This is a genomic window from Lishizhenia sp., from assembly GCF_057456495.1.
This window is the reverse complement of the sequence record NZ_JBVCPV010000012.1, coordinates 1-26,118: the sequence shown is the minus strand read 5'-3', so window position 1 is coordinate 26,118 and position 26,118 is coordinate 1. Positions and strand designations below refer to the sequence as shown.

The window sequence follows — 26,118 nt, the reverse complement described above, 5'->3', positions numbered from 1 at the left end:
CCACCAAATTTTGCAGAGAAGTCAATTGCATTTAACTGCGCCAATTGAATCTTAATACGCTCAGAGAAAACTTTGATTTCTTTTCCTAAACGAGTTGGAGATGCTGGCTGACCGTGTGTTTTGGCCAACATAGAAATATCTTTCCACTCCTCACTTAAAGCATCTAACTTCGCTAGTATAGCTTCTAATTGAGGCTTGTAAACATCATTTACAGCTTCTTTCAAAGATAAAGGAATAGAAGTGTTATTGATATCTTGAGAAGTTAAACCAAAGTGAACAAACTCTAAGTATTTCTCCAAGCCTAAATCTGTCATTCTAGCTTTTACGAAGTACTCAACCGCCTTAACATCGTGGTTAGTTGTTTTCTCAGTTTCTTTAATTTCCAAAGCATTTTCTTCCGAGAAGTTTTTGTAAACATCTCTCAAAGCTTCGAACTTGTCTTTTGGAAAATCGGCTAAGGGAGCAATTCCAGAATTTACCAAATCAATCAAATATTCGATTTCAACCAATACTCTGTATTTGATCAAACCAAACTCAGAAAAATAAGGGGCTAATTCGTTAACTTTTCTTCTGTATCTACCATCTATTGGCGAAATTGCTGTAAGCGCATTTAAATCCATCTCTATTTTTTTTAAGATTCAATTATGTATTGCTTTCTTTTCAAACCTTTTAACTACATCCTTGGATCTATTACTCAGTTAAAAAAGAAAGCGCAAAGATAAGAAATCAATCTCACATAGCATTTTGATTAAGGTCCTTTAATATTATATTTGATAGCTATCAGTTGAACGTATGGAATTTTTTAAACATTTCGCCCTAGGGATAAAAAACTATTATAAAGCCGTGCGTTTTATCATCTCGCACAAATTATATTGGTATTTTCCCATCCCTGCACTGCTTATGTTGGGAATCTATTTTGTAGGTAATCAGGCGCTCACGTGGCAATCTACCTGGAGCGAACAACTGGGTTGCTTGGAATGCGAAACCATGAATGATACCATATGGTTCATTCTCAAATTGTTGTTGTCTATTACGGTGGGACTCATACTTATGAAGTTTGCCAAGTACATAGTAGTCGTTCTGTTGTCACCCATGATTTCATTGATATCTCAAAAAGTAGAAACCATTTTAACCGGCAAAAAGTATCCGTTTGATTTTAATCAAACCTTACACGATGTTCAAAGAGGGATACAAATTGCTTTTAGAAATGTGATGTGGGAATATTTTTTCTTTCTTGTGATATTAATTTTTTCACTTTTAGGATGGGATGACCCAAAGTCTTCTCCGATTTTCTACCTTACCTTTGTAATAGGGTTCTTTTACTATGGGTTTAGTTTTATAGACTATGTAAATGAACGTAGAAGATTAGATATAGACCAAAGTATTTTCTTTGTGAGAAACCACAGAGGTTTGGCTGTAGCTATTGGAAGTATATATTCTATTTTTATATTAGTGCCAGTTGATTTAGGGGTAATGTTCGATTTTTCGAATTTCGGCAAAGCTCCATTGAAACAATTCGGAATCATTGCCTTAAATTTGGTATTGTGGTTTCTAGCCTCCATTGCTCCTATTCTCGCCATAGTTAGTGCGACGCTTTCTATGCATGATATAGTTGACCTGAATAATAATAAGTATTCAGTGAAAGTAACTGAAAAACGAAAAGACGAATGAAAAATTTTAGCATACTACTCTTTGCACTATTAATGGGTGCTTCATGCCTTTTTGCTGCCCCAGCAGATACAACCAAAATTTCTTTGAAAGAAAAAACGGCATCACTTCTTATGGTAGAAGATGGTAAGAAAGATTTTGGAGAGGGGTACACACGTACTGCTATCGTTAAATTTCGTCAGGCACTGTTGAAAGACCCTAGCAATGCAACGGCTGCGTTTTGGGTAAGTAAATGTCACAATACATTTAAAAATTACGGGTATGCTTTAAGTTATGCAAAAGATGCCTTGGCCATAGATCCAAAAGTGGATGATGAGGTATTTTACATTATTGCCAATGCTTATCATCGCATGAATGAATTAGACATGGCGCTGAATTATTACCAGAAGTGTAAAGAAGAAATGAGTTCTTATGCGGTAAGTGTTTTAAGAATTGAGGAAAGAATTGCTGAGTGTAATAGAGCGAAAGCTGCAGGAGTTACGGCTTCATCAAACGAGGATGTGAAGCGCATTTTACCCAAAGCAATAAACTCAGGATTCGATGATTACGGTGCGGTTTTATCTAAAGATGGAAAGGAACTATACTTCATATCAAGAAGAGTAGATACCAAAGGGGGAGGAGTTAATCCAGATGACCAGCGTTTCTACGAAGATATTTACAGAGTAGACTGGGATATGAATGCTACAAGTTTTGACAGTGTAAGTAATGATTTGGCTTTACTTAATAGTATAGGTTTCGATGCAATCAATGCTTTTAATAGAAATGGTGGAGCTGCGTATATTACCTTAAACACAAGTACTGTTGAGGTGGGGAGAAGCTTTACAACTAAGGGGTCTGATTTAGCAATTGCAAGAAAAGATGAAAATGGGGCGTGGATGCAACCTGTAATTATTGATGACGCAAACATCAATACTTCATTTTTTGAGGGATCAGCAACGGTAGATAAGTTTGGAAATACAATGATTTTTGTATCGGATAGAAACGGAATGGAGAAAAGGTCTGATTTGTATATCACGCGAAAAGAAGAAGGGAAATGGACAAGAGCGGTAGCTTTACCTGATAATATCAACACAAGAGAAAATGAAACAACGCCATTTTTAACACCTGATGGAAAGTACTTATTCTTTTCTTCAAATGGTTTAGAGGGGTATGGAGATTACGATATTTACGTTTCTAAATATCTAGGAGATGATAAGTGGAGTGACCCTGTAAATTTAGGTCCACAAGTGAACTCTGTAACGAGTGATACGCATTTTCAATACTATCCAGAATACGGAGTTGCTTTTTGCAGCAGTATTCGTTTACAAGATGAAAAATCGAGTATGGATCTTTATGTGTTTGATTTAAAGCAACTCACATCTTTTAGTTTGCCTAAATAATTACAAAGTCGAAGAAAACTTTTAATTGATTTGGCATTAGTAGGCTAGAATAATTATTTTTGTATCAAAATTAAATAGAATGTCTGATAACTTTTTTGATCAATCAACAGCAGCAGTAGGTACGATTTACACAATTATTGCTTTAGCAATTATCGGTGGTATCTTAATGTTTGGTTAGAAAATTTTTCTAACCATTTTTTTTTGTTTTGTGGAGATTACTCCGCGCACTTCTTAGTGTCAACAACTCTGCGTTTCCCTCCCTGCATTGTTGATACTTAACAATAATTTTACCTACCTTACATTCGCCTAAACCATTTTAACTTATTACATTTGAAAGTATGGGATACAATAGTCTTGAGTATAATACTCAACGAAGAAAAATGCAGATTCCCGAATACGGCCGCAACGTGCAGCGCATGATTAATTATGCCGTAAAAATCGAGAACAGAGAGGAAAGAAATAAAGCCGCAAAGGCAATTATAGAAGTGATGGGTCAACTAAATCCACACTTGAGAGATGTAGACGATTACAAACATAAATTGTGGACGCATCTTTTTATCATGTCCGATTTTAAAATGGACTGTGATTCTCCTTACGAAAAACCGACTCCAGAATCTTTGGCAGAAAAGCCAGCGAGGATGAAGTATCCAAAAAATAAAATCAAATTTGGTCATTTTGGTAATTACGTTCAAAACATGATCAAAGAAGCGGTAGAATTAGAAGAAGGAGAAGAAAAAGAATACCTAAAAGTTACCATAGCTAATTTAATGAAGCGTCATTATCTTGTTTTCCATACTGGAAACGTTGAAGACAGGGTAATTGCAGATCATTTGGAAGAATTATCTAAAGGGAAATTGAAAATTGATGATTTAAGCATATTTACAGCAACAAATCAAGTATTAAAACAATACGGTATTCAGCCTAATAAGCGTAAAAAAGTAGTTAAACCGAAAAAAAGAAAAAAATAAATATCCATGGCATCATTTGAAATTAACGGAGGTAGGAAACTTAAAGGTGAACTTGTTCCTCAAGGAGCAAAAAATGAAGCGCTGCAGGTTTTATGTGCAGTCTTGATGACTCCAGAAAAAGTTACCATTTCCAATTTGCCCGACATCATAGATGTGAATAAACTGATCAATTTACTCCAAGCAATGGGGGTGAAAATTGAGAAAGTGGAAAGAGGGACCTTTATTTTTCAAGCCAAGGATATAGATTTAGAATACTTACAAACCGAAGATTTTAAAAACAGAGCTTCCTCTTTAAGAGGGTCTATCATGATTGTTGGTCCTTTACTAGCACGTTATGGTAAAGGTTTTATGCCTAAACCGGGAGGTGATAAGATTGGGCGTAGACGATTGGATACGCACTTTGAGGGATTTGCCAAATTAGGAGCTAAATTTAATTTTGATCAGCAGGCTTATTTTTATTCGGTAACTGCAGAGAAATTAAAAGGAACCTATATTCATTTAGATGAAGCTTCTGTTACCGGTACGGCCAATGTTTTAATGGCGGCTGTATTGGCAGAAGGTAAAACAACAATTTACAATGCGGCGTGTGAACCTTATTTGCAACAGCTATGTAAGATGTTGAATAAAATGGGAGCCAAGATCTCTGGAATCAGCAGTAACATGCTAACTGTAGAAGGGGTGAGCGAACTGGGAGGATGTTTCCATAGAGTTCTTCCAGATATGATTGAAATTGGTTCATTTATAGGTTTGGCAGCTATGACGCAATCTGAGATTACAATCAAAGATGTGAGCTATGAAAACTTAGGAATTATTCCTCACACTTTCCAGCGTTTAGGTATAGACATGGAACTGAGAGGGGATGATTTATATATTCCAAGTCAAGAATCCTACCAAGTAGATACGTTTATTGATGGATCCATCCTTACGATATCAGATGCTCCTTGGCCCGGATTTACACCTGATTTATTGAGTATTGTGTTGGTAACCGCAACGCAAGCTATGGGCTCAGTTTTGATTCACCAAAAAATGTTTGAATCGCGCTTATTCTTTGTGGATAAGTTAATTGACATGGGGGCTCAAATAATCTTGTGTGATCCACACAGGGCTACTGTGATTGGTTTGGATAGAAAACACTCGTTAAAAGGTATTCAAATGACCTCTCCAGATATTAGAGCCGGAGTTTCTTTGTTAATTGCCGCGCTTTCAGCAGAAGGAAAGAGTGTTATTCATAATATTGAACAAATTGATAGAGGGTATCAAGATATTGACTTACGTTTGAATAACCTGGGTGCAGATATCAGAAGAATGTAATCATGAAATTGTTAAGCTTGTTTCTTCTTTCCTTCCTTTTGGTTGCAGGAACACCTAAAAATGGTGAAAAGGCATACAGTGTTGTTCTTAATGATCCGGATGGGAAAGAAATTTCTTTGGAAGACCTTGAGGGTAATTATGTCTTATTAGATTTTTGGGCATCATGGTGTGGGCCCTGTAGGAAAGAAAATCCAAACGTGGTGGAGGCCTATAATAAATACAAAAAGGCTAAGTTTAAAAATGGAAAACGTTTCGAAGTTTTTAGTGTTTCTTTAGATAAAAATAAAGAGGCCTGGAAGAAAGCCATAGAAGCGGATGGTTTGAAATGGAAATACCACGGTTTTGATGAAGGTAATGAAATCGCTAAGAAGTTTGGAATTCGAGGCATACCTTATTCTTTTTTATTGGATGGTGATGGTAATATTATAGCACAAGGAAATGAGCTGCGAGGATTTAAATTGCATGTAGCTATAGAGAACGAATTGAAGTAATTCAAAATATATATTGGAGAAGGAGTGATTGAAAAATTACTCCTTTTTTGTTGTGTGAAAGTTAGGTGCAAAAAAAAAGACCGTCTCAATGAGACAGTCTTTCTTAATAATATGTTGAGGAAATTAAGCTTCTTCAATGTGGAATGTGTAGCTCTCCATAATTTGGTTAGCCAACAATTTTTTACAAGCTTGCTCTACCTTTTCAGATGCTTCAGTTTCGTTAGATGCTTCAACAAACAATCTTACGTGTCTACCTATTCTAACACCATCAATTTCAGGTAAACCAATATTTTTCATACTGTTACTAACAGCTTTCCCTTGTGGGTCTAAAAGAGCCTCTAATGGCATCACATCAATCTCAGCTTTGAATTTCATGCTTTCTATTTTTAATCAAATAATTATCAATAATCGATAAAATCAGGTACAAAAGTATAATAATTGGTAGAGCCCACACTAATAAAAGTGCAATTAATATTAAACTTATTAATAAAAAGATGTATCTGAGCCCGTTTTCACTGAATTTCAAGCTTTTGAACTTTAATGAAAATAATGGTAGTTCCGATACTAATAATGCACTAAATATAACTGTTAAACTCATGAGCACTTGATCCTTAATCAGAACTGTAGATAAAGTTGCTTTCCAATCATTGCTCCCAAATCCATCCCAAAGCATTAACGCAAATGAGGCAAAAAAGATGGTGTTGGCTGGTGTTGGTAATCCAATAAAAGAAGTTGTTTGACGCGTGTCTAAATTAAATTTGGCTAATCTGAAAAGTGAAAAGAAAGGAATAATGAAACCTACAAAGGGTAAGAATAAATACCATCCTTTAAAATGTGAAGGATACATCACTGATTGATTCCCTAATAAATCGTTAAGGTAAGTTTGTACCCAATAAGAAACGTTGTAACCGAATGTTCCATTCATCCAGAAATTATGAATGTCACCACCATTCTGAACAAAAATGTCCATGGCTCCACTGATAATAAACAAAACGAAAACCAGAATTCCTGGGGCAAAACCAAAGCTTACCATGTCGGCTAATGAGTCGAGTTGTTTTCCTAATTCACCTGAGAGCTTTAATGCTCTTGCTAACATCCCGTCCAAAAAGTCAAATACTGCAGCCAAAAAAATGAAGAGCACAGCAAGTTCTAATCTGCCACCTATGGCTAAAATTATTGATGTACAACCAGATAGAAGGTTTAGTCCAGTTGTAATATTAGGAAGTGTAAACATTCTTTTTAGCCCGAAAATAGAAAGATAATTGTTGTTGAACTAACTTATCCTGCTAAAAATCGTTTTATATTATGCACAAAGAATTATTTGCTGTAGATTAGAACAATTTTTAAAGCCTTTCGCAGTTATTAGACTATGAAAAATACGAAAAAGTTAGCCGCCCTTACTGTTTTATTTTGTTCACTTTGCTTGAATACTCAGGCTCAAGAGAGTACTGTTGCTCCCAAATATTCCAATGAATTCCTACAAATTGGTGTGGGTGCAAGAGCCTATGCTATGGGAAATGCAAATGTGGCAAATGTAAGGGATGTTACCGCCGCGTATTGGAACCCTGCGGGATTGACACATGTTGACGAATGGGCAGAAGTGGCGTTAATGCACTCAGAATACTTTGCCGGTATCGCTAAATATGATTACTTGGGAATTGCGCATTCTCTTGATAAAAAGAGTACTGTAGCTTTTTCTGCCATCCGTTTTGGAGTGGACGATATTCCTAATACTACCCAATTGATAGATAATGAAGGGCGTATTGATTACGATAGAATAACAACCTTTACAGCTGCTGATATGGCTTTTTTATTCTCTTATGCTAGAGAACTCAATGTAAAAGGCTTGTCTTTTGGTGGTAACTTTAAGGTGGTTCACCGTAAGGCCGGAGATTTTGCCAAATCTTGGGGGTTCGGTTTAGATGCTGGGTTGCAATACCAAATGAATAAACATTGGAATTTTGCCTTGATGGGGAGAGATGTAACCTCAACCTTTAATGCTTGGATGTTTAACCTCGATGATGCTACCAAGGAAGTGTTCCTAGAAACAGGAAACGAAATACCTGAAAATGGTTTAGAATTAACGCTGCCAAGATTAATCTTTGCAGCTAATTATAGACATGATTTAGGAAAACAAGGAATGTTTGTGAATGCAGAGGTAAATGTAGATCTCACCACAGATAAACGAAGAAATGTTTTACTACAAACGGATGTGATTAGTGGAGACCCTCATTTAGGTGTAGAGGTCGGTTACAAGGAGTTTGTTGCGTTGAGAGCAGGACTAAACAAGGTGCAGCAGGTTAAAGATTTTGACGACAATTATAGCTATACCTACCAACCAAATGTCGGAATAGGCGTTGGTTTTAAAGGGGTGACATTGGATTATGCCTTTACAAATCTCGGAGGAGCCGTAAACGCATACACACATATCATATCTCTAAAGTTTGGATTGGAGAAACCTAAAAATATGCGATGAAGAAATTTCTAACACTTCTTTTGCTACTACTTAGTATAGGTGTTTATTCTCAATATGGGAATGAATGGATTAATTACAATCAAAAATATTACAGTTTTAAAATTGTTAAGGATGGTATATACCGCCTTACCTACGAAGATTTGCTTTCAGCAGGTATACCTGTAAATACAATTCCTCATCAGGATATAAAAATTTACGGAAAGGAAAAACAGGTCCCTCTTTACATCGAGGTCGGAAACACCCCGGCCTTTGACTCTACAGATTTTATTGAGTTTTACGCAGAAAGAAATGATGGATGGTTAGATCAAAAACTATATGAAACTCCAGCTGATATTGCCAATCCAGAGTATTCTTTGTACAACGACACATTAATCTATTTTATTACATGGTCACCGACCCCGAGTCAACGATATTTTAAGGAAACGGATATTAATTATTCTGCCTATAACCCGACGCGTTATGTTTGGAATAAATCAATAAAAACCTATTCCAATAAATATTACTACGGTACTACTGAAGGTGTAGGTCATCGTTCCATTTTTGAAGAAGGAGAAGGATGGGGTGGTGGAACCTATAATGGTGGTCCAAATTGGTCTGGTGGATGGCATAACCTCCCGACTCCGAACATTTATGGTTATGGTCAAAACTTAGGTCAGCCCAATGCTATTTTCAAATCAAAAACTATTTCGGCATCTAATGCGAGTTTTTCAGGTGCTGGAAACCATCAAGGTTCATGGTATATTAGTCAAGGAAATAACACTTACTTTAATTTAACGGATACTGTTTTTACGGGATATAAAAGCATTTTTCATGAAAGAGAAGTTAATGTAAATGAATTGAATAATGGAACTTCTAGTTTCTTGTTTGAAGTACCGCCAAACTTGGGGGTCGCATCAGATCGTCAAGCCATCAATTATTTATCCATAGAATATCCTCAAACGCCGACAAGTGCGAATTATCTGGAGGTGACTGTGGATGATCATTCTCAAGGTAAAAACTACATCAAGTTTGCCGGAGGAGGAGGTGCTCCAAGAGTTTGCTACGTGCTTGGAGGTAATGTACCGAGGAAAACGCGCATGGAGTACATAAATGGCGAGTGGCATACCATTATTCCCAATGCCAACAATGGGAAGCGTCAAAAAATTATTATCAGTAGAACAAGTTTAATTACGAATGTTACAGAGATCAAACCTGTAACTCCTACGGGATTCTTTACCGACTATTCTCAAATCAATGCTGATTCTGCATATATCATCATCTATAATAAGAAAATAGAAACTGGGGCATTTCAATATGCGGCATATAGAGGGTCTGTAGCTGGTGGGCAAAATAATGTGCTCACAGCAGAGGTTAAAGAATTGTATTTACAATATGGTGGTGGTATAGAAAAACATGTTTTAGGATTAAAACGGTTTTTAAATCATGTGTATGATTTTGCTCAGGTTAAACCAGCGGCATTATTGATTTTAGGAAAAGGAGTTAGGGAGGCTAACCCTCCCAATTCAACTTTTGGGATAGGTACGCGTAAGAATAATGGAGCTTTCCAAATGTCTCTTGTTCCTAGTTACGGCTATCCTTCATCCGATATATTGTTAACCACAGGATTTACACCTCAATATAAATGGGTGCCCGCAATTCCTACGGGTAGAGTTTCTGTAAAAGATAACAATGAACTTATTGCTTACCTCAATAAGGTAAAAGATTTTGAATTAGCACAAGATCAAAACAGTGTGTATACCAAGGATGCCAAAGAATGGCAGAAGAAGGTTTTACACTTTGGTGGAGGTTCTACAGCAGCCCAGCAAAATCTTTTCAAAGCTTATTTAGGGATATACGAAAATACGATTGAAGGAGCTGATTTTGGAGGAGAGGTATTCTCTTTTTACAAAACAACTTCCAATCCTATTAATCCGGTCGACTTAAATGTGTTGTTTGATAAATTGCAAACAGGAGTGTCTTTGATGACTTTCTTTGGACATGCCACTCCAGATGGTTTTGATCTGAGTGTGGAAGATCCTCAAAACTGGAATAATCAAGGGAAATATCCTATACTTATTGGTAATGCATGTTTGAGTGGTAATATTTTTCTTCCGAATTATTCTTCTGCATCCGAAGAATTTAATCATGCCCAAGATGCTGGGACCATAGGTTTTTTATCCTCTTCGGAGTATGGTTATCCTTATATGTTAAATATTTATACTGCGGAATTGTATAGGCAGATGGGGATTAAGAATTATGGTCAAACATTTGCACAACAGATTCAAGAAACCATAAAGGTAAATGAGCAAAACTTTACAAATAATTTCTTGCTGCAGGCAACAACTGCACAAATGGTATTCCATGGTGACCCCGGTCTACGTTTGAATTGGCATGCAAAACCTGAAATAGATGTTGAGGTAGACGATGTGTTCTTCACTCCAGAAGATGTTTCTCTAGCGACAGATTCTCTAACAGTAAATGTCATATTAACCAATTTAGGGAGAGCCATAACAGATACTTTTAATTTAGAAGTGAGAAGAGATTTCCCATTGAGCGCGTTGGATAGTGTGTATAATGTGCCGGTAAATGGATTACTTTACAAGGATACGATAAGATTAACCATCCCACTCCAAACCTCTATTGCTTTAGGGGTAAATAATTTCCAGATACAAGTGGACTTACCTTCTTTCATACCTGAAAACTATGATGAATTTGGGAATAATAAAGTAGATAAAACCTTCTATTATAAAGTGGATGGTATAATTCCGGTACTTCCTCATAATTACGCTGTGGTTCCTGAAGATAAAATTTCGGTAAAGGCCTCGACAGTGAACCCTATTGCTGACTATAACACCTATTTATTTGAAATAGATACTACAGATTTATTCAACAGTCCGGAGAAACGGGTTATGACCAAAAGTGGAATTGGTGGTGTTTACGAGGTGGCCTATGATGAATGGAAAAACGCTTCATCGAATATGATAGATCCATTGATATTGGAGGATAGTGTGGCTTATTTTTGGCGTGTTGCCGTAGACAGTACTGTTCCACAATGGAGAGAATATTCTTTTCAGTATATAGAAGGAAAAGAAGGTTGGGGACAAGATCATTTCTTTCAATTTAAAAATGGCGGCTTCAATAACGTAGATTATGTGCGAGCTGATAGAAAAAGAGAATTTGGTCCTGTTCAGAAAACGATTTCAGCAGAGGTTTATGACCATAGTAACTCTGTATATACCATGTGGAAGTTGAACGGTGCGATGGTAGATTATGCAATTTGTCAACCTGTAGCTTCTATACATGTTGCAGTTGTAGATCCCGTAACCTTAGAACCTTGGATAAGTAGTTGTGCAGCTGGAACTTTTGATCCTGCTATGGATTTCGGAAATGTGAATGATGATTGTGCCTGTAGACCCAGGTCTGAGGGATATTTCATATTCAGACAAAATAGTGTTCAGCAGCTTAAAGCGTTAAACGACATGTTGGAAACAGGAATTCCGGATGGTTATTATTACATCGTCTATACAGCTAGAAATGCTGAGTTTGGAAATTGGCAAAATCTTTACCCTGGTCTTTTCAACACTTTCCAAAATACGCTGGGTTCAGATAGTATTTTTGTTGGGCAAGAGGATATGGCCTTTATTCATATCGGTCAAAAAGGTAACCCTGCATTTACCACAGAAACGGTAGCGCAAAATGTTTATGATTTTATTGAGTTAGAAGCTGTTATTTCAGGATTTGATTATCAAGGCTCTGAAACTTCTACCATTATTGGTCCAGCAGCAGAATGGAAAACCTTGTATTGGAAACAAAATGCATTAGAAAATCCAACAGGAGATTCAACACGATTGGTTATCCAAGCATTAGATTATGGTAAAAATGTAATGTTAACCTATGATACGCTTTTTACAAGCAACGATTCCATTACCAATTTTAATCAGTTTATCAATGCAGATGCGTATCCATATTTAAGGTTAATTGCCAAATATGAAGACCGTACAACCTTAACCCCTGCCCAAGTAGATAGGTGGCATGTGTTATACTCACCATTGCCCGAAGCGGCAATAGATGGTTCTCAAAACTTTTATACCTGGTTACCGAGTAAGGACACGTTAAATGAAGGGGAGGATATAAGTTTTGCTATAGACGTGAGGAATATTGATAATATCGATATGGATTCTCTTTTAGTGAGGTACTGGATAGAGGATAAAGACAGAAACATTATTCCTATTCCATATCCAAGACAAGATAGTTTAAGAGTTACTGATGTGTTACGAGACACAATTACATTCAATACCCTAGGTTTAGATGGATTCAATTCTTTTTGGATGGAAGTGAATCCTTATGTAAATGGAAGTTTAGTAACAACAGATCAACCAGAACTTGCGCATTTTAATAATGTGTTACAACGTTCTTTTTATGTGAAGGGAGACGATGTAAATCCTATACTTGATGTGACATTTGACGGTATTCACATTTTGAATGGGGATATCGTAAATCCTAAAGCGGAAATAGTGATAACGCTCAAAGATGATAATGATTTCCTAGTGATGGACAGCGATACAGATACAACGCAATTCGGAGTGTTCATTACCGATCCTGATGGAATACAAAAGAAGATTCCTTTCATGCGTAATGGTCAAGTAGTTATGGAGTGGATTCCAGCTAATAATCAAAACAGACGTTTCAAAATAATATATCCTTCACTTTTTGAAAAGGATGGAATTTATGAACTCTATGTACAAGGAGCCGATAGATCAGGTAACTTATCAGGAGACCTAGAGTATAAGGTGACTTTTGAAGTTATCAATGCGTCTACAATCACGCAAATGATGAATTATCCGAACCCTTTCTCAACTTCCACGCAGTTCGTGTTTACACTTACCGGAAGTAAAGTCCCCGATGAAATCAGGATTCAAATAATGACGGTTACCGGAACTGTTGTTAGAACGATTACCGAGGATGAAATTGGACCGATTCGTATTGGTAGGAACATCACAGAGTACGCCTGGGATGGAAGAGATGACTTCGGGGATCAATTAGCAAATGGTGTATATATCTATAGAGTGGATGTTCAGATAGATGGAGAAGATATTACGCGAAGAGAGGTTACAGTGAGCGATGAGAACAACAATTCTACAACCTTGAGTGAAAAATATTTCAAAAATAACTTTGGTAAAATGTATCTGATACGATAGTTGTTTGGTACATAAATTTACGCTATAAGTCGCAGCTTTCGTTGCGACTTTTTTTTGTACACAATAAAACCAATAACAATTAGTTTATTCCTTCATAAAAGAAAATAAATAAGCTTATTTTTGCCCAAAATTTCTCGACTATGGAAAAAACAGAAACCAACAACTCAGGAGCTCAGGATTTACTCATCTTTTTGTGGTCCAAACGAAAAGTAATCATAGGTATTTCAGCAGCAGCTTTTATAATTGGAATTGTAGTTTCTTTAATGATGACAGTACTGTATCAATCTACAGCCATTGTTTTCCCAGCGGCAACGAGTACTGTTTCTTTCTCTGAACAAAGAAATGCCAAAGCTAACGCTATGGACTTTGGAGAGGAAGAACAAGCGGAGCAGTTGATTCAGATTTTACAATCATCTAAAATCCGTAATAAAATTGTTGACCGTTTCAATTTAATGGAGGTTTATGAAATTGAACAAGATGACCCCAACCGTTTCTATAAGTTGGGTAAAGCTTATGAACAACACATCGCTTTCGAACGTACGCGTTACGGTTCTATTTTAATTGATGTATTGGATGAACAACCAGAAAGAGCAGCAAATATTGCCAATAAAATTGTTGATTTAATTGATACCGTTAAAAACGATTTAATCAAAGAAAGAACAATCCCGGCGTACGAGGTTAACAAGCGAAAGTTAGACAAGTTAAATGAGTCGCAAAGAGCTTTGATTAATGAAATGGATAGCTTGGCAGCAATGGGAGTTGTTGGACCAGAAGCTAGAGCCAATCTTTTTAGCGCATTAAATGAATCAAGACCAGAAGACAGAGAGTTCTTTAGAAAGCAGATAGAAGTAAACGTAAAATATGGTTCACGTTATGATGCCTTGGCAGATTTAAGAGAGTTCCGTATTGAAAAGTTAACTGATCAAGAGGTTTCTTATGAGCAAGCAGAATCTGATGCTTACGAAAACTTTACACACAAATTCGTGGTAGAAAGTGCGGTTCCTGCAGATAAAAAAGCAAAACCAAAGCGTTCTATAATTGTGCTTTTAATCACTTTCTCGGCATTTGTTTTAACCATTTTCTACTTATTGGTTGCTGAGAAAATTAGAGAATTAAAAAGAGTAGCGTAACACTATGCTACTGCTAAAAAATAAAATACTATTGCCTTTGGTGGGGATGTTTATTCTCCTCAATGGGTATTTTATGCTCGATGGAAATTATTACCTCAACGTAATACCATTGGTGCTTTTAGTAGTTTATTTTGCTATTTTTTATACAGAACAAGTATTCCTTTTGGTGGCACTGTTAACCCCTTTGTCCGTCAATTTAGAAGAATTTACAGATGGGAAAATGGGACTCTTTATCCCAACAGAACCCCTGCTTTTTGGGTTAATGTTGTGGATATTAATGCAACATTTCCACAAAAGATTTTTACCGCAACATTTGTGGAAACAACCCATAGTATGGGCGGTAGGCTTCTACCTGTTTTGGATGTTTACTACATCTCTTACAAGTTCTCATGTTTTGGTGAGCTTTAAGTTTTTGTTGGTGAAGTTATGGTTCATTATTCCTGCTTTACTTTACGGTACCTATGTTTTCCGTAAGAAGCAACGCATCAAAACCTTCTTATGGTTGTTCGCAACAGGTATGGTAATTACAATGATTTATACAGTAATCAACCATAGTTTGTATGCCTTCGGTGAAAAAGAAGGGCACTGGGTAATGTCTCCCTTCTTTAAAGATCATACCATTTATGGAGCAGCTGTAGCGCTAAACTTATATATCGTATTGGCTTTGTTGTTATCTAAAAAACACGATCCACTAACCCTTGTGGTTTTGGTCTCTTTTTTAGTGGTTAACCTGGTTGCTTTATACTTTTCTTACACGAGAGCAGCTTGGTTATCTGTAGTTGCGGCCTTTATCGTTTACTTGTGTATACACTTCAAAATTAAGTTCAAGTATTTGGCAGGAGGTACCATCTTTGTCGCCCTACTCGTACTCGTCTCTTGGGATACGATACAAATGGAAATGGCCCGAAACGATAAAGAACACACCACAGAAGATTTCGGAGAGCGTCTACAATCAGCGACGAATGTAACCACAGATGCTTCAAACTTAGAGCGTTTAAATCGTTGGGATTGTGCCTTAGAAATGTTTAAAGATAGACCAGTTTTTGGGTATGGACCAGGAACCTATGCCTTCGAATATGCGCGTTTTCAAGATCCCGAAAATTTAACCATTATCTCTACCAATTTTGGAGATGGAGGTAATGCCCATTCTGAGTATTTAGGTCCGCTTTCGGAGAGTGGTTTGCTCGGACTCATCAGTATATTGTTGGTAGTTGCCGCAATTTTTTATCAAGGAATTACCCTTTACATTAAGTACCCTAAAGAAGATACAGAATACCGTAGAATCATTCTATTATTGGTGCTAGCTTTGGTAACTTATTTCGTACACGGTTTTTTAAATAACTATTTAGATACAGACAAGGCATCTATTCCTATCTGGGGTATTTGTGCCGTATTCTTGGCCTTAGAAGAACGTCGTAAACAACATTTAGAAGGTAAATTAACGATTCAAGATTAGGCTGCCTTTTCCCGCTTTCCATTTTACTCCTCCTTTAAAAAGCAAGTAATATTAAGTCAAACTTCAAGCTTCTAAAGTCGCTTGCACTTTTTCTATATTCCTAACTTTTTAAACTCCGGGGTGTCATTGCTATCGGGGGCAGAATAAAAAAATCCCGATACATCAATAATGCATCGGGATTCTTTAGTATTAACTATAAAACTAGGCTTGGAACATGTCCTTCACCCTTTGAAAAAAGCCTTTTTCCTTTCCGTCCGGATTCGGAATAAAGTTTTCGCTTTCTCTTAATTTTTCCAACATCTCTTTTTCTTCCTTAGATACACTCTTCGGCGTCCAAACGTTGATGTGGACAAACAAATCTCCATTGCTATAGCCCTGAACACTAGGTAAACCTTTACCTCTTAGGCGAAGCATTTTACCACTCTGTGTTCCAGCGTCAATTTTTATTTTCACTTTACTGCTTACTGTAGGAACCTCAATACTTGCTCCTAAAGCTGCATCTGCAAAGTTGATGTAAGCTTCGTAGTGAAGGTTATCTCCATCTCTACGTAAGCTTTCGTGTGGTACTTCTTCAATAACAATCAGTAAATCTCCTGGTATTCCGTTGAAAGGACCTGCATTTCCTTTTCCTCTTACAGAAAGTTGCATTCCTTCTTCAACACCAGCTGGGATATCGATTTCGATAACTTCTTCTTTACGTTCTAATCCGTTGTTATCTGCTCCAGCAGGTTTCTTACCGATTACCTTACCGGTACCGTTACAAGAAGAACACGTTGTTTGCGTTTGCATCGCTCCAAATGGCGTGTTGGCAACGCGTGTTTGAGCTCCTGTACCGTTACATGTTTTACAATCGTTAAAAGTTACACCCTCAGCATTCACTAATTTGTTAACCTTAATCTTTTTCTTAACTCCTTCAGCAATCTCTGCCAAAGTAAGTTTAATCTTTACACGAAGGTTGGTTCCTTTAGAACGTCTTGGTCCTCCACCGCGGCTTCCACCACCGAATCCGCCAAAAGCTCCACCGAATATGTCACCAAATTGAGAGAATATGTCATCCATATTCATACCTCCGCCACCGAAACCACCACCAGCAGCTCCGCCAACTCCAGCATGACCAAATTGATCGTAACGCTGACGTTTTTGTTCGTCACTCAATACCTCATACGCCTCAGCAGCTTCTTTAAACTTTTCTTCAGCTTCCTTGTCGTCTGGGTTTTTATCAGGGTGAAATTTCAATGCGAGTTTACGGTATGCTTTTTTGATTTCAGCAGCGCTCGCTCCTTTTGAAATACCGAGTACCTCGTAATAATCTCTTTTTTGACTCATATTAATTTTTCCTATTGACCAACTACTACTTTTGCGTAACGCAACACTTTGTCATTTAAGTAGTATCCGTTTTCAATAACGTCAACTACCTTTCCTTTTAATTCTTCTGTAGGAGCAGGTATGTTTGTAATTGCTTCGTGCAAGTCTGCATCAAATGCCTTTTCTTTAGATTCCATCATTTTCAACCCTTTCGCATTCAAAATGTTGTTCATCTTATTGGCAATCAATTCAAAACCTTCTTTCAAACCATTTACATCTTCTGTATTGGCATTGCTCTTAATTGCACGTTCAAAATCATCTAAAATTGGGAGCAAGTCCTTGATAACTCCAGCACCAGCATTGCTAATTAAATCAGCCTTTTCTTTGATGTTTCTCTTTCTGAAATTATCGAAGTCAGAGTATAATCTTAAATACTTGTCGTTCAACTCATTGTACTTCTCTTCCCAAGTAGGTTCTTGAGGAGTCTCTTCTTGCTCTTCAACTTGTTCAGTTGCTTTCGCATCCATCTCTTCTTGAGTAACTTCGTCTTGTATTTTATCTTCTTGCTTTGCCATTTATTTCAATTTGCTTTTGCGGAGGCAAAGATATTGCCATTAAGGGAAATAAGACACTTTGTCAGAGAAAATTTTGGAAAAAGTGAATTTAAGCAGACAGAACGCCATTCTCACCGTAATTTTGGCGGGTTTTCACATTACTTCTATTTCAGTTTCATGGCTTTTACCGGACTGATTTTCGTAATGACATAACTCGGAATAATTAAGGCTATTACACAAACAATGAGTGTTCCAACATTCAAAGCCAATACGTGCCAAATACTCAAGTTTACGGGAACTGCATTTAAGTAATAAATATTAGCATCAAGCGGGATAATTGTAAAGTGTTTTTGTAACAAACAAAAGCCAATTCCTACTAAATTTCCAAAGAATAATCCTCTTAAAATTAAAAAGCTTACCTGGTATAAAAAGACTTGTCTAATCTTCCAGTTACTAGACCCTAAAGCCTTGAATAACCCTATGAAATTGGTCTTGGTTATGATGAGTACTAATAGACCTGATCCCATGTTTATTATACCAATTAAAAGCATTAGGATAAGTATGATGTATACGTTTAAGTCTAAAAAGTCGAGCCACAGGAAAATCTCCTCTCTATCTTGTTTTATACTTCTGATGTTGTACTTATTCAGAAGGATTTGAGAGTCACCGTTGATGTCTACCGTTTCCTGTGTAATCAACATGTTTTTAATATCGTCTACTATGGTGTTCAAGTGATCCCATTCTTTCACGCTTATTTCATAACCGCCGATGTAGTTTTCAGAACTTCCTTTACCGTCTATGTATTCAAAATACATAGATTTTCCGTGTTTAAAATGTATGGCAAACTTTGTACCCGTATCATTGAGGTATTCCTTTTCAATTTCACCGAACATATCCACATTGGCTTCACAGGGAATGTTTTTGTTTCCTTTAATTTCTATTTTTAAATAGGCAGTATCAGGAATGCTGCTGTCTTCTTCGCGCTGTGAAAGTTCCATCCAATAATCAGAAACTATCAAGCGAATTACAGTGTCTTTTACATCACAGTAGGTAAAACCATAATTCTTTTCATAACCGCGGCCCCAATCGTATTTGTAATTTCCATTTCCGCCATTAACATCTGCATATATCAATAATTGATCACCACCTATCATGGTGTCTGCAACTCTAATTTTAGCTTGTATCCCCCAGTCGTTTAGATCTTGTACTTGGCGTATGTCAGCAAGAATAATCTCTTTATCAAATTCTTCTAAGCCTGAATTGAAAATTCCAACAACTGTAAATAGCTTCTTCACAGCATTGTTCTCCACAAAAAAAGCACGGGTCTTTTCGTTGATTTTTAAGTTTAGATTTTGAGCGATTTTTTCAGATATCAGAATTTCATTGGATTTGCTAGCTCCTGAATAATCTGGGATTCTTCCCTCTACAAGGTTTTCCTTAAAAAAGCTCCAGTCAAATTCTTTTCCGGCACCTTTTACAACGACGCCTTGAATTTCTTGTTCTAATTGAAAGGTGTCTATTCCGTTGATGTTATACCAAATAGTGTCGAGCTTAGATTGCAGTAAGGCAGGTTTGTAGGCAAAACTCTGTATGTTTTTTACCTCAGGTATATTGAGCAAGAGTTGTTCAAATTCGGGATCCTTTACAATGGGTTCTCCCTCAAAGGTAGAGTACTCACCAGCCTTTAATATTTGAGCGTGAGAACCAAATCCAGCAACTTTGTCTCTTACTTCTTGTTGAAATCCCGTAACAACGGCAATTGTTATTAAATTTACCGCTAGCGAAATGGCTATGCTTATTATGGAGATACGAACGATGGGACGAGAAATTTTCTTCCCTTCACCTTTCCCTTTTTGCAAGCTTTTTGCTATGTAATACGTGAAATTCAATTTTAAAATTTATTTGCTAATGTACTCAATACATAAATTTTTCGGACTTCTTTTTACTATTTCTTTAAGTATAGGAGCTATTCATGCACAAAATGATACGAATCAAATTGCGGATGGAGCTTTACAAATTGAATTTAAAAGGCCTTTGGCGTGTGGAGCAGAGAATACGGCAATGTATTTGGATAAAATTAATGGCAAAAGGGTAGGAGTGGTTGCTAACCAAACGAGTACGAAGGATAGTCTACATTTGGTGGACTTTTTACTCGTAGAAGATGTAAATGTGGTTCGTGTATTTTCTCCTGAACATGGCTTTAGGGGGAATGCTGATGCAGGTGAACATGTGAAAAATAATAAGGACCCAAAAACAGGTTTAAGCGTAGTTTCACTTTATGGAAGTAATAAGAAACCCACGCCAGAGCAATTACAAGGATTAGACGTTGTTGTTTTTGATTTACAAGATGTGGGGGTTCGTTTCTACACCTATATTTCTACTTTACACTATGTAATGGAAGCCTGTGCTGAACAGGGTGTAGAGGTTATTGTTTTAGATAGACCTAACCCTAATTTAGATGTAGTGGATGGTCCAGTTAGAAAAGAAGGTTTTGAGAGTTTTGTTGGCATGCATCCCATTCCGATTTTACATGGAATGACCATAGGGGAATATGCTAAAATGATCAACGGAGAAAAATGGTTGAAAAATGGAGTGGAATGTAACTTGACTGTAGTTCCATGTTTAAATTATAGAAGAACAGATAGCTATATTTTACCCATCGCTCCCTCTCCAAATTTAAGAACGAGAGAAGCAGTTTTTCTATATCCAAGTTTATGTTTATTCGAAGGAACGGTGATGAGTGTAGGGAGAGGAACTGATACTCCTTTTGAAGTGTATGGTCATCCACAATACGGAGATAGTACAACGGCATTTACCTTTACTCCAACGCCAAGCTACGGAGCGAAACATCCTAAACTTCAAGGAGAGGAGTGTAAAGGTGTAAACTTACATGCTGCGGGCAAGAAAAAAATGAACTACCTGTATTTGTCATGGTTAATTGATGCCTACAGAAATACAGCGGTAGATGAATTCTTTACCAAAGGTGGAAATTGGTTTGATTTACTTGCAGGTACAGATGAATTGAGGAAACAAATTGAAAAAGGACTTCCAGAAGCAATTATCAGAGGTTCTTGGAAAGCCGATTTAGATGCTTTTAAGGAAATGAGAAAATCCTATTTAATTTACCAATAAACAAAAAGCCCCGATGGAAGTCGGGGCTTTTTTAATGTGATATGTTGTGCTTATAAATCTTTAGCACTTTCCATTACTTTCTCTTTCAATTCCTCCATGTAAGCAGATAAACGCTCAAGCAATTCTGGACGAGATGCTCCTATTATTTTTGCCGCTAAAATACCTGCGTTTTTTGCTGCGTTTAAGGCAACAGTGGCAACAGGAATACCGTTCGGCATTTGTAAAATAGATAAGATAGAATCCCACCCATCAATAGAGTTACTAGATTTTACGGGAACTCCAATTACTGGAAGCGGAGTTAAAGAAGCAGTCATTCCTGGTAAGTGTGCAGCTCCACCAGCTCCAGCAACAATCACTTTAATCCCTCTTTTATGCGCATTTTTTGCATAATCGAACATAAGCTCAGGTGTTCTGTGCGCTGAAACAATGTTCATTTCATATTCAACACCTAATTCCTTTAAAATGTCTGCTGCTTGTTGCATGATAGGTAAGTCTGACTTACTACCCATAATGATTCCTACTTCTGCCATACTATAATTTTTGCACAAAAATATGGATTATAATTTGTTTGCCGCATCTCTTTTTACAGCAATTAAACAGATGTCATCGGTTTGTTCTTCATTTTTCATCCAGTTTTCCATGAATGACTTTATTGATTTTTCCTGTTTTGCTAAATCCAAATCTTTTACGCCATCTACTAGTTTGATGAAACGCGACTTTTTAAGTTTTTTACCTTTCTCTCCTCCAAATTGATCTACAATTCCATCACTAAACAGATAAATAACATCATCTTCTTTGAAAGAGGTTACCACACTTTTAAAAGGAGTAGAAAGTGAGTGTCCTTCTCCAATGTGAGAGCTAGAACCTGTTACCTCCTGGATCCCATTCTTTTGGTATAGAAGGAATTTACTTCCCGAGATGGCATACTCTAAAACGTCATTTTCTTCATCAATTATACAAACAGTACATTCCATTCCGTCGTTTAATTTTTCGGTTTTATTTCTTCTTAAAGCCTCATTTAAACGAATGTCTAACTGATTTAAAATTTCTCCTGCATCTAGAATTTTATTTTCAAGGATGATTTGATTTAATAGGTTAATTCCAAGCAGTGTCATAAATGCACCAGGTACACCATGCCCCGTACAATCTGCACTTATTAATATCGTCTTTTTTTGTAGACGTTCTATCCAATAGAAGTCACCAGAAACAATGTCTTTTGGAGCGAAGTATACAAAAGATTCCTTGAAGAAACGAGCGACTTTACTCTCCTCAGGAATCAAATTCATTTGAATACGCTTAGCATAATTAATAGAGTCGCGTATATCCTTATTTTGATTGTTGATGATTTCGTCTTTTCTTTTCCTCTCGGTAATGTTTCTCCCCATACCCAAGTAACCGGTAATTACTTTTTCATCACCTTCCTTAAAAATGGCTGTCATGTGTTGTCCAAGCCAAACAGTGTTTCCATTTTTAGTTAGTATAGGAATCTCTGAATAGGTGTTTTTAATTTTGTTTTTAAATTGATGAGAGTAAAAATCTAGTACTTCTTCTCTCCATTCTGGATGTACAACCGAGGTGTAGAATTGTCCTAAGATATCTTCAGATTTTATACCGAGTGACTTTTCACATTGTTTATTTATAAAAGTTAAATGTCCGGAAATATCAAGTCTGTAAATTAAATCCTGTGAGTTGTTTACAATTACTTCATAGTATTTTTCCAATTCAAATTTTTCGGTGATGTCTTGACCGATGATAACTTGTAATTGATTTTTAAAAATCTTACATACAAATTGAAAATGTCGAAGTTCACCCGTATTTAATTCCAGGCTGATATTAAACATTTCTTTGTCTTTGAATTTTTCTAAAACTACCTCATTAAAGTGATGCTGATTAAAGGTTTCAATGACAGAAAGCTCCGAAATATTCTTGTTGATGTAGTACTCTAAGTTCTTAGGAAGTAAATGTTTGAAGGTTTCATTGAGGTAAACAATTTCTTTATTGGGTTTAAAAGAAGCCACCAAGAAATCTTCATTATTAATCACACCAGAAGTAAATATCAATTTCTCCAGGGCTTCGTTTCTAACGTATGTGGTAATAATTACAAGGAAAAGAGTAATGGAAATATCAACAATGAAAAAGGTTTCAGAAAAAAGTACATCTCCCTCAACAGAGTATACTATGTAAAGCGAAGAAGTAAGAACAATTATACAAATTGATATAATTTGACTAAATTTTGTAAATACAATTGGTGTAACGATTAAGGTTAAAATTACTCCTAAAATGTAGAGAGGATGGAGGTTGGATAATTCACATCCAAAAAGATTGTAAGCTAAAACGAGTAAGAAACCAATTATTGTAGGATTTTGTGGAGACCTTCTGATTTGTTTGATGAATAAAGTTGAAGCTCCTATTAACAGAGTTATACCACCGATAACTCCAGTGAATACAGGTAAGTAAATGAGGTTGTCTAAGATGAAGGGAGCCGTGTAGAAAATAGCTAATATGGCAAGGGCACCGAATATTAAGAGTAGGGCTGCAAATTTGGAATGTAGGTTCAAATCTTTTGACAACATGATTTGATCTACATTCATTGATTTCTTCCTAATTAAATAAATAATGTTCAGGATGAGTAATACAAAGATTACAAGGAACATCAACGTTTGATTTTTTAAGAATGGTTTTTCTACCACCAACTCAACGTAGCTAATCGGACTACTCGTTTTTTTGTTGAAAGAAGCTCTTATTTCTATTTGATATACTCCGGTTCCGAGAGAATTACTGATAAGGGCTGAGTTTTCCTTACTCCATGCCGTCCATTTACCGCTGTTTTCGTGGTTAATCCTGTAAGAATAGTAAACAACATCTGACTTAGGATTAACAACATTAAACTGAATTAATGCTTCTTCATCCCCTTCCAGTTTAAGTCTACTTCCTTTGTTACCATAATTAATGATTCTATTTGCAATTCTAATTTGATCAACTATGGGGGCTTTGGGTGTATGATAGTTAGGTAGTTCTTCAAGGTTAATGGTATACACTCCCTCTAAGGAAGCAAACCTATATTTACCTTCGGCAATTGAACATAAGGAGTTGTAATTGACCTCGTAAACTTCATACCCATTTCTATTTCCAAATAGGGTTGAGTTGGTTGGTAATGCCTTGTCATTTAGTTCCAAATAAACAATTCCGCTGGAGGTTCCTAGAATCAAATTTTTTTTATCGTCTAATAAAATGCTGAATAACAAATTCGATTTTAAGTGATCGATGTCTGTGATTTTTATTAATTCTCCATTCGATTTCAGGCCTATAATAGAATGAGGACTCATCATCCAAATTATCCCTCTTGGATCGGTCGTCATGTAGGGATAAGAAATTGGTAAACCTTCATTTTCTAACTTTTGAGTTAAATCGTACCATACGTTATTTTTAAACATATGTAGGTACCTTAGGCCTCCAAAAATGTAGGTGTTTTCTCCGGGCATTTTAGCACTGGCGAAAATGAAATTTGTCTCCTTTTCTGGTTGATTGTCTAAATAGGTTAACCCCTTTTGTATGTCGTAGATAAAGAAGCCTTTGTTCTGTTCAAAGACAAAGAATGAATGATCATCTTTTTTGGTAATCATACATTTTTTATTCTTCACCTCTGGAATTGCAGGAACAAGTTTACCATTCTTGTAGGTATACACTCCCTTGTCTGTACCGAAATAATTTTTGTTATCAACCTCAATGTGACTATTGATGAAGAAGTTGTATTTGTGAAAATTGCTTTTTTGCTCAGCGAATCCAAGATAGGTTGCTTCGTCATTATCTAAACTACAAATAATGACAGAGTCAGCTATCTCTCTGTAAAACACGATGTCTGAAGACCTGAATATATCGTTGTAGTTTACGGGGGTGAAAGGAGATTTGCTCCATTTTAATACACCCTGAATTTTAGAACTAACCCATAAGTTTTCGTTTCTATCAACCAGTAATTTTGTAGGGTGCTTTATTTTTTCGTTTAAATTACTTTTTAACTCAGTATAGGTGTGGCCATCTGTTTTAAAAATACGTCCGGTATTTGTGATTAGGTAAGAGTATTGATTCGATCTGTCTGAAAAAGTAAAAGCTTCGTTTTTAGAAAATGTAGTGGGGAGTTGAAGTGTGTCTATATAGAAAAACTTAACGCGGTCATCATTTAAAAAAACATTAATGCTCTTCTTTCCTTTATTGGTAAGAAGCGTCATTTTATTGTTTTCAAAGAAAACATGTACACATGTGTTGGCCAATTCTTTTTCTGTACCTAACCATTGGTCAAGCGGAATTATTTCATAATTATTGATAACGTAATTCCCTCGATTGGTAAGAAGTATCGTAAATGATGGAAGCTTTAATTCATTATGAATTTTAAGTTCTACTCCTTCTGGAAGTTTTATATTATCGATGGTTTGACCACCTGAGAAAATAGTGATTTCTGAATTGTTAACAACAACCGTTCTATCGTTGCGTTTTTCGAGGTAATAAATGCTAGGATTTTGTGCGTCCTGGGGGAGTTGAAGTTTTTCTAATGAATCTAAGTGGCAATGAAAAAAGCCACAATTTCTTGCTCCTACGTATATGTTTTCTTGGTCATCAAAGGAGATGTGTTTAACATTTAAGCCATTGTTTAGGAAAAGGTTATTGTAGTGTTTGAAGTCTTTTCCATTAAATCTTGTGATTCCTAGTCCTTCCGTTCCTATCCATATATAACCATTCTCGTCTTCTACAATTGTATTGATGAAGTTCGTTCCAATCTCTGATTTGTGATTGAAACTATGAACGTTATATGTTTGACCATGGAGTGTAAAACTCCAGATAGTAGCTAGAAATAATAGTAGTACGAAGAACCTTGCCATTAATGTTTTTTTCATGCGCCTAGTTCATGTAAAAGAGTAGGAATTGAAGTAAATATAGAAACTTTCTTTATTCACTAATCACTTTAAACCTGCTTTTAATCACTCGGGCTATTTCTTTTGCTTTTACTAATTCTTTATTGATAACTGTGATGTGTCCCATTTTACGGTTGGGTTTTGTAGTGGCTTTTCCATACATG

19 protein-coding genes are annotated in these 26,118 nt (G+C 36.3%); 10 read left to right on the top strand and 9 right to left on the bottom strand.

What is annotated here, in order from left to right; genetic code table 11:
- A partial coding sequence (locus AC22ZQ_RS01860) for a lyase family protein (protein WP_318956873.1) occupies positions 1 to 620 on the bottom strand: 620 nt, incomplete at its 3' end.
- Positions 621 to 792: 172 nt separating this feature from the next.
- On the opposite strand from AC22ZQ_RS01860, the gene AC22ZQ_RS01855 reads away from it, so the two are divergent.
- From AC22ZQ_RS01855 to AC22ZQ_RS01835, 5 genes are all read left to right on the top strand, one after another.
- Positions 793 to 1,671: an EI24 domain-containing protein gene (locus tag AC22ZQ_RS01855; RefSeq protein WP_318956872.1), complete on the top strand. Its 879-nt coding sequence runs from the start codon at positions 793 to 795 to the stop codon at positions 1,669 to 1,671.
- On the top strand, positions 1,668 to 3,047 hold the full coding sequence (locus AC22ZQ_RS01850) for a hypothetical protein (protein WP_318956871.1): 1,380 nt from the start codon (positions 1,668 to 1,670) through the stop codon (positions 3,045 to 3,047). Before AC22ZQ_RS01855 ends, AC22ZQ_RS01850 begins: the two co-directional genes overlap by 4 nt.
- 338 nt (positions 3,048 to 3,385) lie before the next feature.
- Positions 3,386 to 4,015 (top strand): DUF4290 domain-containing protein, encoded by a 630-nt coding sequence (locus tag AC22ZQ_RS01845; RefSeq protein ID WP_318956870.1) that lies wholly within the window; start codon positions 3,386 to 3,388, stop codon positions 4,013 to 4,015.
- 6 nt (positions 4,016 to 4,021) lie between these two features.
- Complete coding sequence (murA, locus tag AC22ZQ_RS01840; RefSeq protein ID WP_318956869.1) at positions 4,022 to 5,326, top strand: UDP-N-acetylglucosamine 1-carboxyvinyltransferase; 1,305 nt, start codon at positions 4,022 to 4,024, stop codon at positions 5,324 to 5,326.
- A gap of 2 nt (positions 5,327 to 5,328) precedes the next feature.
- On the top strand, positions 5,329 to 5,817 hold the full coding sequence (locus AC22ZQ_RS01835) for a TlpA family protein disulfide reductase (RefSeq protein ID WP_318956868.1): 489 nt from the start codon (positions 5,329 to 5,331) through the stop codon (positions 5,815 to 5,817).
- A 123-nt stretch (positions 5,818 to 5,940) separates the two neighbouring features.
- Here AC22ZQ_RS01835 and purS read toward each other — a convergent pair whose 3' ends face one another.
- Together purS and AC22ZQ_RS01825 are read right to left on the bottom strand one after the other, a co-directional pair.
- Positions 5,941 to 6,192, bottom strand: a complete 252-nt coding sequence (purS, locus tag AC22ZQ_RS01830) for a phosphoribosylformylglycinamidine synthase subunit PurS (protein ID WP_090252434.1) — start codon at positions 6,190 to 6,192, stop codon at positions 5,941 to 5,943.
- Positions 6,176 to 7,051: a CDP-alcohol phosphatidyltransferase family protein gene (locus tag AC22ZQ_RS01825; protein ID WP_318956867.1), complete on the bottom strand. Its 876-nt coding sequence runs from the start codon at positions 7,049 to 7,051 to the stop codon at positions 6,176 to 6,178. The genes purS and AC22ZQ_RS01825 overlap by 17 nt, the downstream gene beginning before the upstream one ends.
- Positions 7,052 to 7,186: 135 nt before the next feature.
- Here AC22ZQ_RS01825 and AC22ZQ_RS01820 point away from each other — a divergent pair, with 135 nt between their 5' ends.
- From AC22ZQ_RS01820 to AC22ZQ_RS01805, 4 genes are all read left to right on the top strand, one after another.
- Complete coding sequence (locus tag AC22ZQ_RS01820) at positions 7,187 to 8,293, top strand: putative type IX sorting system protein PorV2 (RefSeq protein WP_318956866.1); 1,107 nt, start codon at positions 7,187 to 7,189, stop codon at positions 8,291 to 8,293.
- On the top strand, positions 8,290 to 13,470 hold the full coding sequence (gene porU2 / locus AC22ZQ_RS01815) for a putative type IX secretion system sortase PorU2 (protein WP_318956865.1): 5,181 nt from the start codon (positions 8,290 to 8,292) through the stop codon (positions 13,468 to 13,470). The genes AC22ZQ_RS01820 and porU2 overlap by 4 nt, the downstream gene beginning before the upstream one ends.
- 140 nt (positions 13,471 to 13,610) lie before the next feature.
- A complete protein-coding gene (locus tag AC22ZQ_RS01810) occupies positions 13,611 to 14,600 on the top strand; it encodes a Wzz/FepE/Etk N-terminal domain-containing protein (protein WP_318956864.1) in 990 nt (329 codons plus the stop codon).
- A gap of 4 nt (positions 14,601 to 14,604) precedes the next feature.
- On the top strand, positions 14,605 to 16,056 hold the full coding sequence (locus tag AC22ZQ_RS01805; protein ID WP_318956863.1) for an O-antigen ligase family protein: 1,452 nt from the start codon (positions 14,605 to 14,607) through the stop codon (positions 16,054 to 16,056).
- Positions 16,057 to 16,257: 201 nt separating this feature from the next.
- On the opposite strand, the gene dnaJ is transcribed toward AC22ZQ_RS01805, so the two are convergent.
- The 3 genes from dnaJ to AC22ZQ_RS01790 all read right to left on the bottom strand — a co-directional run bounded on the left by dnaJ (position 16,258) and on the right by AC22ZQ_RS01790 (position 19,774).
- Complete coding sequence (gene dnaJ / locus AC22ZQ_RS01800; RefSeq protein ID WP_318956862.1) at positions 16,258 to 17,382, bottom strand: molecular chaperone DnaJ; 1,125 nt, start codon at positions 17,380 to 17,382, stop codon at positions 16,258 to 16,260.
- Positions 17,383 to 17,393: 11 nt separating this feature from the next.
- Positions 17,394 to 17,936 (bottom strand): nucleotide exchange factor GrpE, encoded by a 543-nt coding sequence (locus tag AC22ZQ_RS01795; RefSeq protein ID WP_318956861.1) that lies wholly within the window; start codon positions 17,934 to 17,936, stop codon positions 17,394 to 17,396.
- Positions 17,937 to 18,079: 143 nt separating this feature from the next.
- Positions 18,080 to 19,774, bottom strand: a complete 1,695-nt coding sequence (locus AC22ZQ_RS01790) for an FtsX-like permease family protein (protein ID WP_318956860.1) — start codon at positions 19,772 to 19,774, stop codon at positions 18,080 to 18,082.
- A 49-nt stretch (positions 19,775 to 19,823) separates the two neighbouring features.
- Here AC22ZQ_RS01790 and AC22ZQ_RS01785 point away from each other — a divergent pair, with 49 nt between their 5' ends.
- On the top strand, positions 19,824 to 21,047 hold the full coding sequence (locus AC22ZQ_RS01785; RefSeq protein ID WP_318956859.1) for an exo-beta-N-acetylmuramidase NamZ family protein: 1,224 nt from the start codon (positions 19,824 to 19,826) through the stop codon (positions 21,045 to 21,047).
- A gap of 50 nt (positions 21,048 to 21,097) precedes the next feature.
- On the opposite strand, the gene purE is transcribed toward AC22ZQ_RS01785, so the two are convergent.
- From purE to AC22ZQ_RS01770, 3 genes are read right to left on the bottom strand one after another with little or no spacing between them, the layout of a single operon-like run.
- Complete coding sequence (purE, locus tag AC22ZQ_RS01780) at positions 21,098 to 21,577, bottom strand: 5-(carboxyamino)imidazole ribonucleotide mutase (protein WP_318956858.1); 480 nt, start codon at positions 21,575 to 21,577, stop codon at positions 21,098 to 21,100.
- Between the two features lie 27 nt (positions 21,578 to 21,604).
- A complete protein-coding gene (locus tag AC22ZQ_RS01775) occupies positions 21,605 to 25,936 on the bottom strand; it encodes a SpoIIE family protein phosphatase (protein ID WP_318956857.1) in 4,332 nt (1,443 codons plus the stop codon).
- A 52-nt stretch (positions 25,937 to 25,988) separates the two neighbouring features.
- Positions 25,989 to 26,117, bottom strand: coding sequence for a hypothetical protein (locus AC22ZQ_RS01770; protein ID WP_413468663.1), 129 nt, complete (start codon positions 26,115 to 26,117; stop codon positions 25,989 to 25,991).
- Between the last annotated feature and the right edge of the window lies 1 nt (position 26,118).

Excerpts from the sequence above, each read along its gene's own strand:
- purS (WP_090252434.1), bottom strand. The coding sequence starts at position 6,192 with ATGAAATTCAAAGCTGAGATTGATGTGATGCCATTAGAGGCTCTTTTA.
- AC22ZQ_RS01795 (WP_318956861.1), bottom strand. The coding sequence starts at position 17,936 with ATGGCAAAGCAAGAAGATAAAATACAAGACGAAGTTACTCAAGAAGAG.
- AC22ZQ_RS01855 (WP_318956872.1), top strand. The coding sequence starts at position 793 with ATGGAATTTTTTAAACATTTCGCCCTAGGGATAAAAAACTATTATAAA.
- AC22ZQ_RS01825 (WP_318956867.1), bottom strand. The coding sequence starts at position 7,051 with ATGTTTACACTTCCTAATATTACAACTGGACTAAACCTTCTATCTGGT.
- AC22ZQ_RS01820 (WP_318956866.1), top strand. The coding sequence starts at position 7,187 with ATGAAAAATACGAAAAAGTTAGCCGCCCTTACTGTTTTATTTTGTTCA.
- AC22ZQ_RS01785 (WP_318956859.1), top strand. The coding sequence starts at position 19,824 with ATGTACTCAATACATAAATTTTTCGGACTTCTTTTTACTATTTCTTTA.
- porU2 (WP_318956865.1), top strand. The coding sequence starts at position 8,290 with ATGAAGAAATTTCTAACACTTCTTTTGCTACTACTTAGTATAGGTGTT.
- murA (WP_318956869.1), top strand. The coding sequence starts at position 4,022 with ATGGCATCATTTGAAATTAACGGAGGTAGGAAACTTAAAGGTGAACTT.
- AC22ZQ_RS01770 (WP_413468663.1), bottom strand. The coding sequence starts at position 26,117 with ATGTATGGAAAAGCCACTACAAAACCCAACCGTAAAATGGGACACATC.
- dnaJ (WP_318956862.1), bottom strand. The coding sequence starts at position 17,382 with ATGAGTCAAAAAAGAGATTATTACGAGGTACTCGGTATTTCAAAAGGA.
- AC22ZQ_RS01805 (WP_318956863.1), top strand. The coding sequence starts at position 14,605 with ATGCTACTGCTAAAAAATAAAATACTATTGCCTTTGGTGGGGATGTTT.
- AC22ZQ_RS01850 (WP_318956871.1), top strand. The coding sequence starts at position 1,668 with ATGAAAAATTTTAGCATACTACTCTTTGCACTATTAATGGGTGCTTCA.
- AC22ZQ_RS01835 (WP_318956868.1), top strand. The coding sequence starts at position 5,329 with ATGAAATTGTTAAGCTTGTTTCTTCTTTCCTTCCTTTTGGTTGCAGGA.
- AC22ZQ_RS01810 (WP_318956864.1), top strand. The coding sequence starts at position 13,611 with ATGGAAAAAACAGAAACCAACAACTCAGGAGCTCAGGATTTACTCATC.
- purE (WP_318956858.1), bottom strand. The coding sequence starts at position 21,577 with ATGGCAGAAGTAGGAATCATTATGGGTAGTAAGTCAGACTTACCTATC.
- AC22ZQ_RS01775 (WP_318956857.1), bottom strand. The coding sequence starts at position 25,936 with ATGAAAAAAACATTAATGGCAAGGTTCTTCGTACTACTATTATTTCTA.
- AC22ZQ_RS01845 (WP_318956870.1), top strand. The coding sequence starts at position 3,386 with ATGGGATACAATAGTCTTGAGTATAATACTCAACGAAGAAAAATGCAG.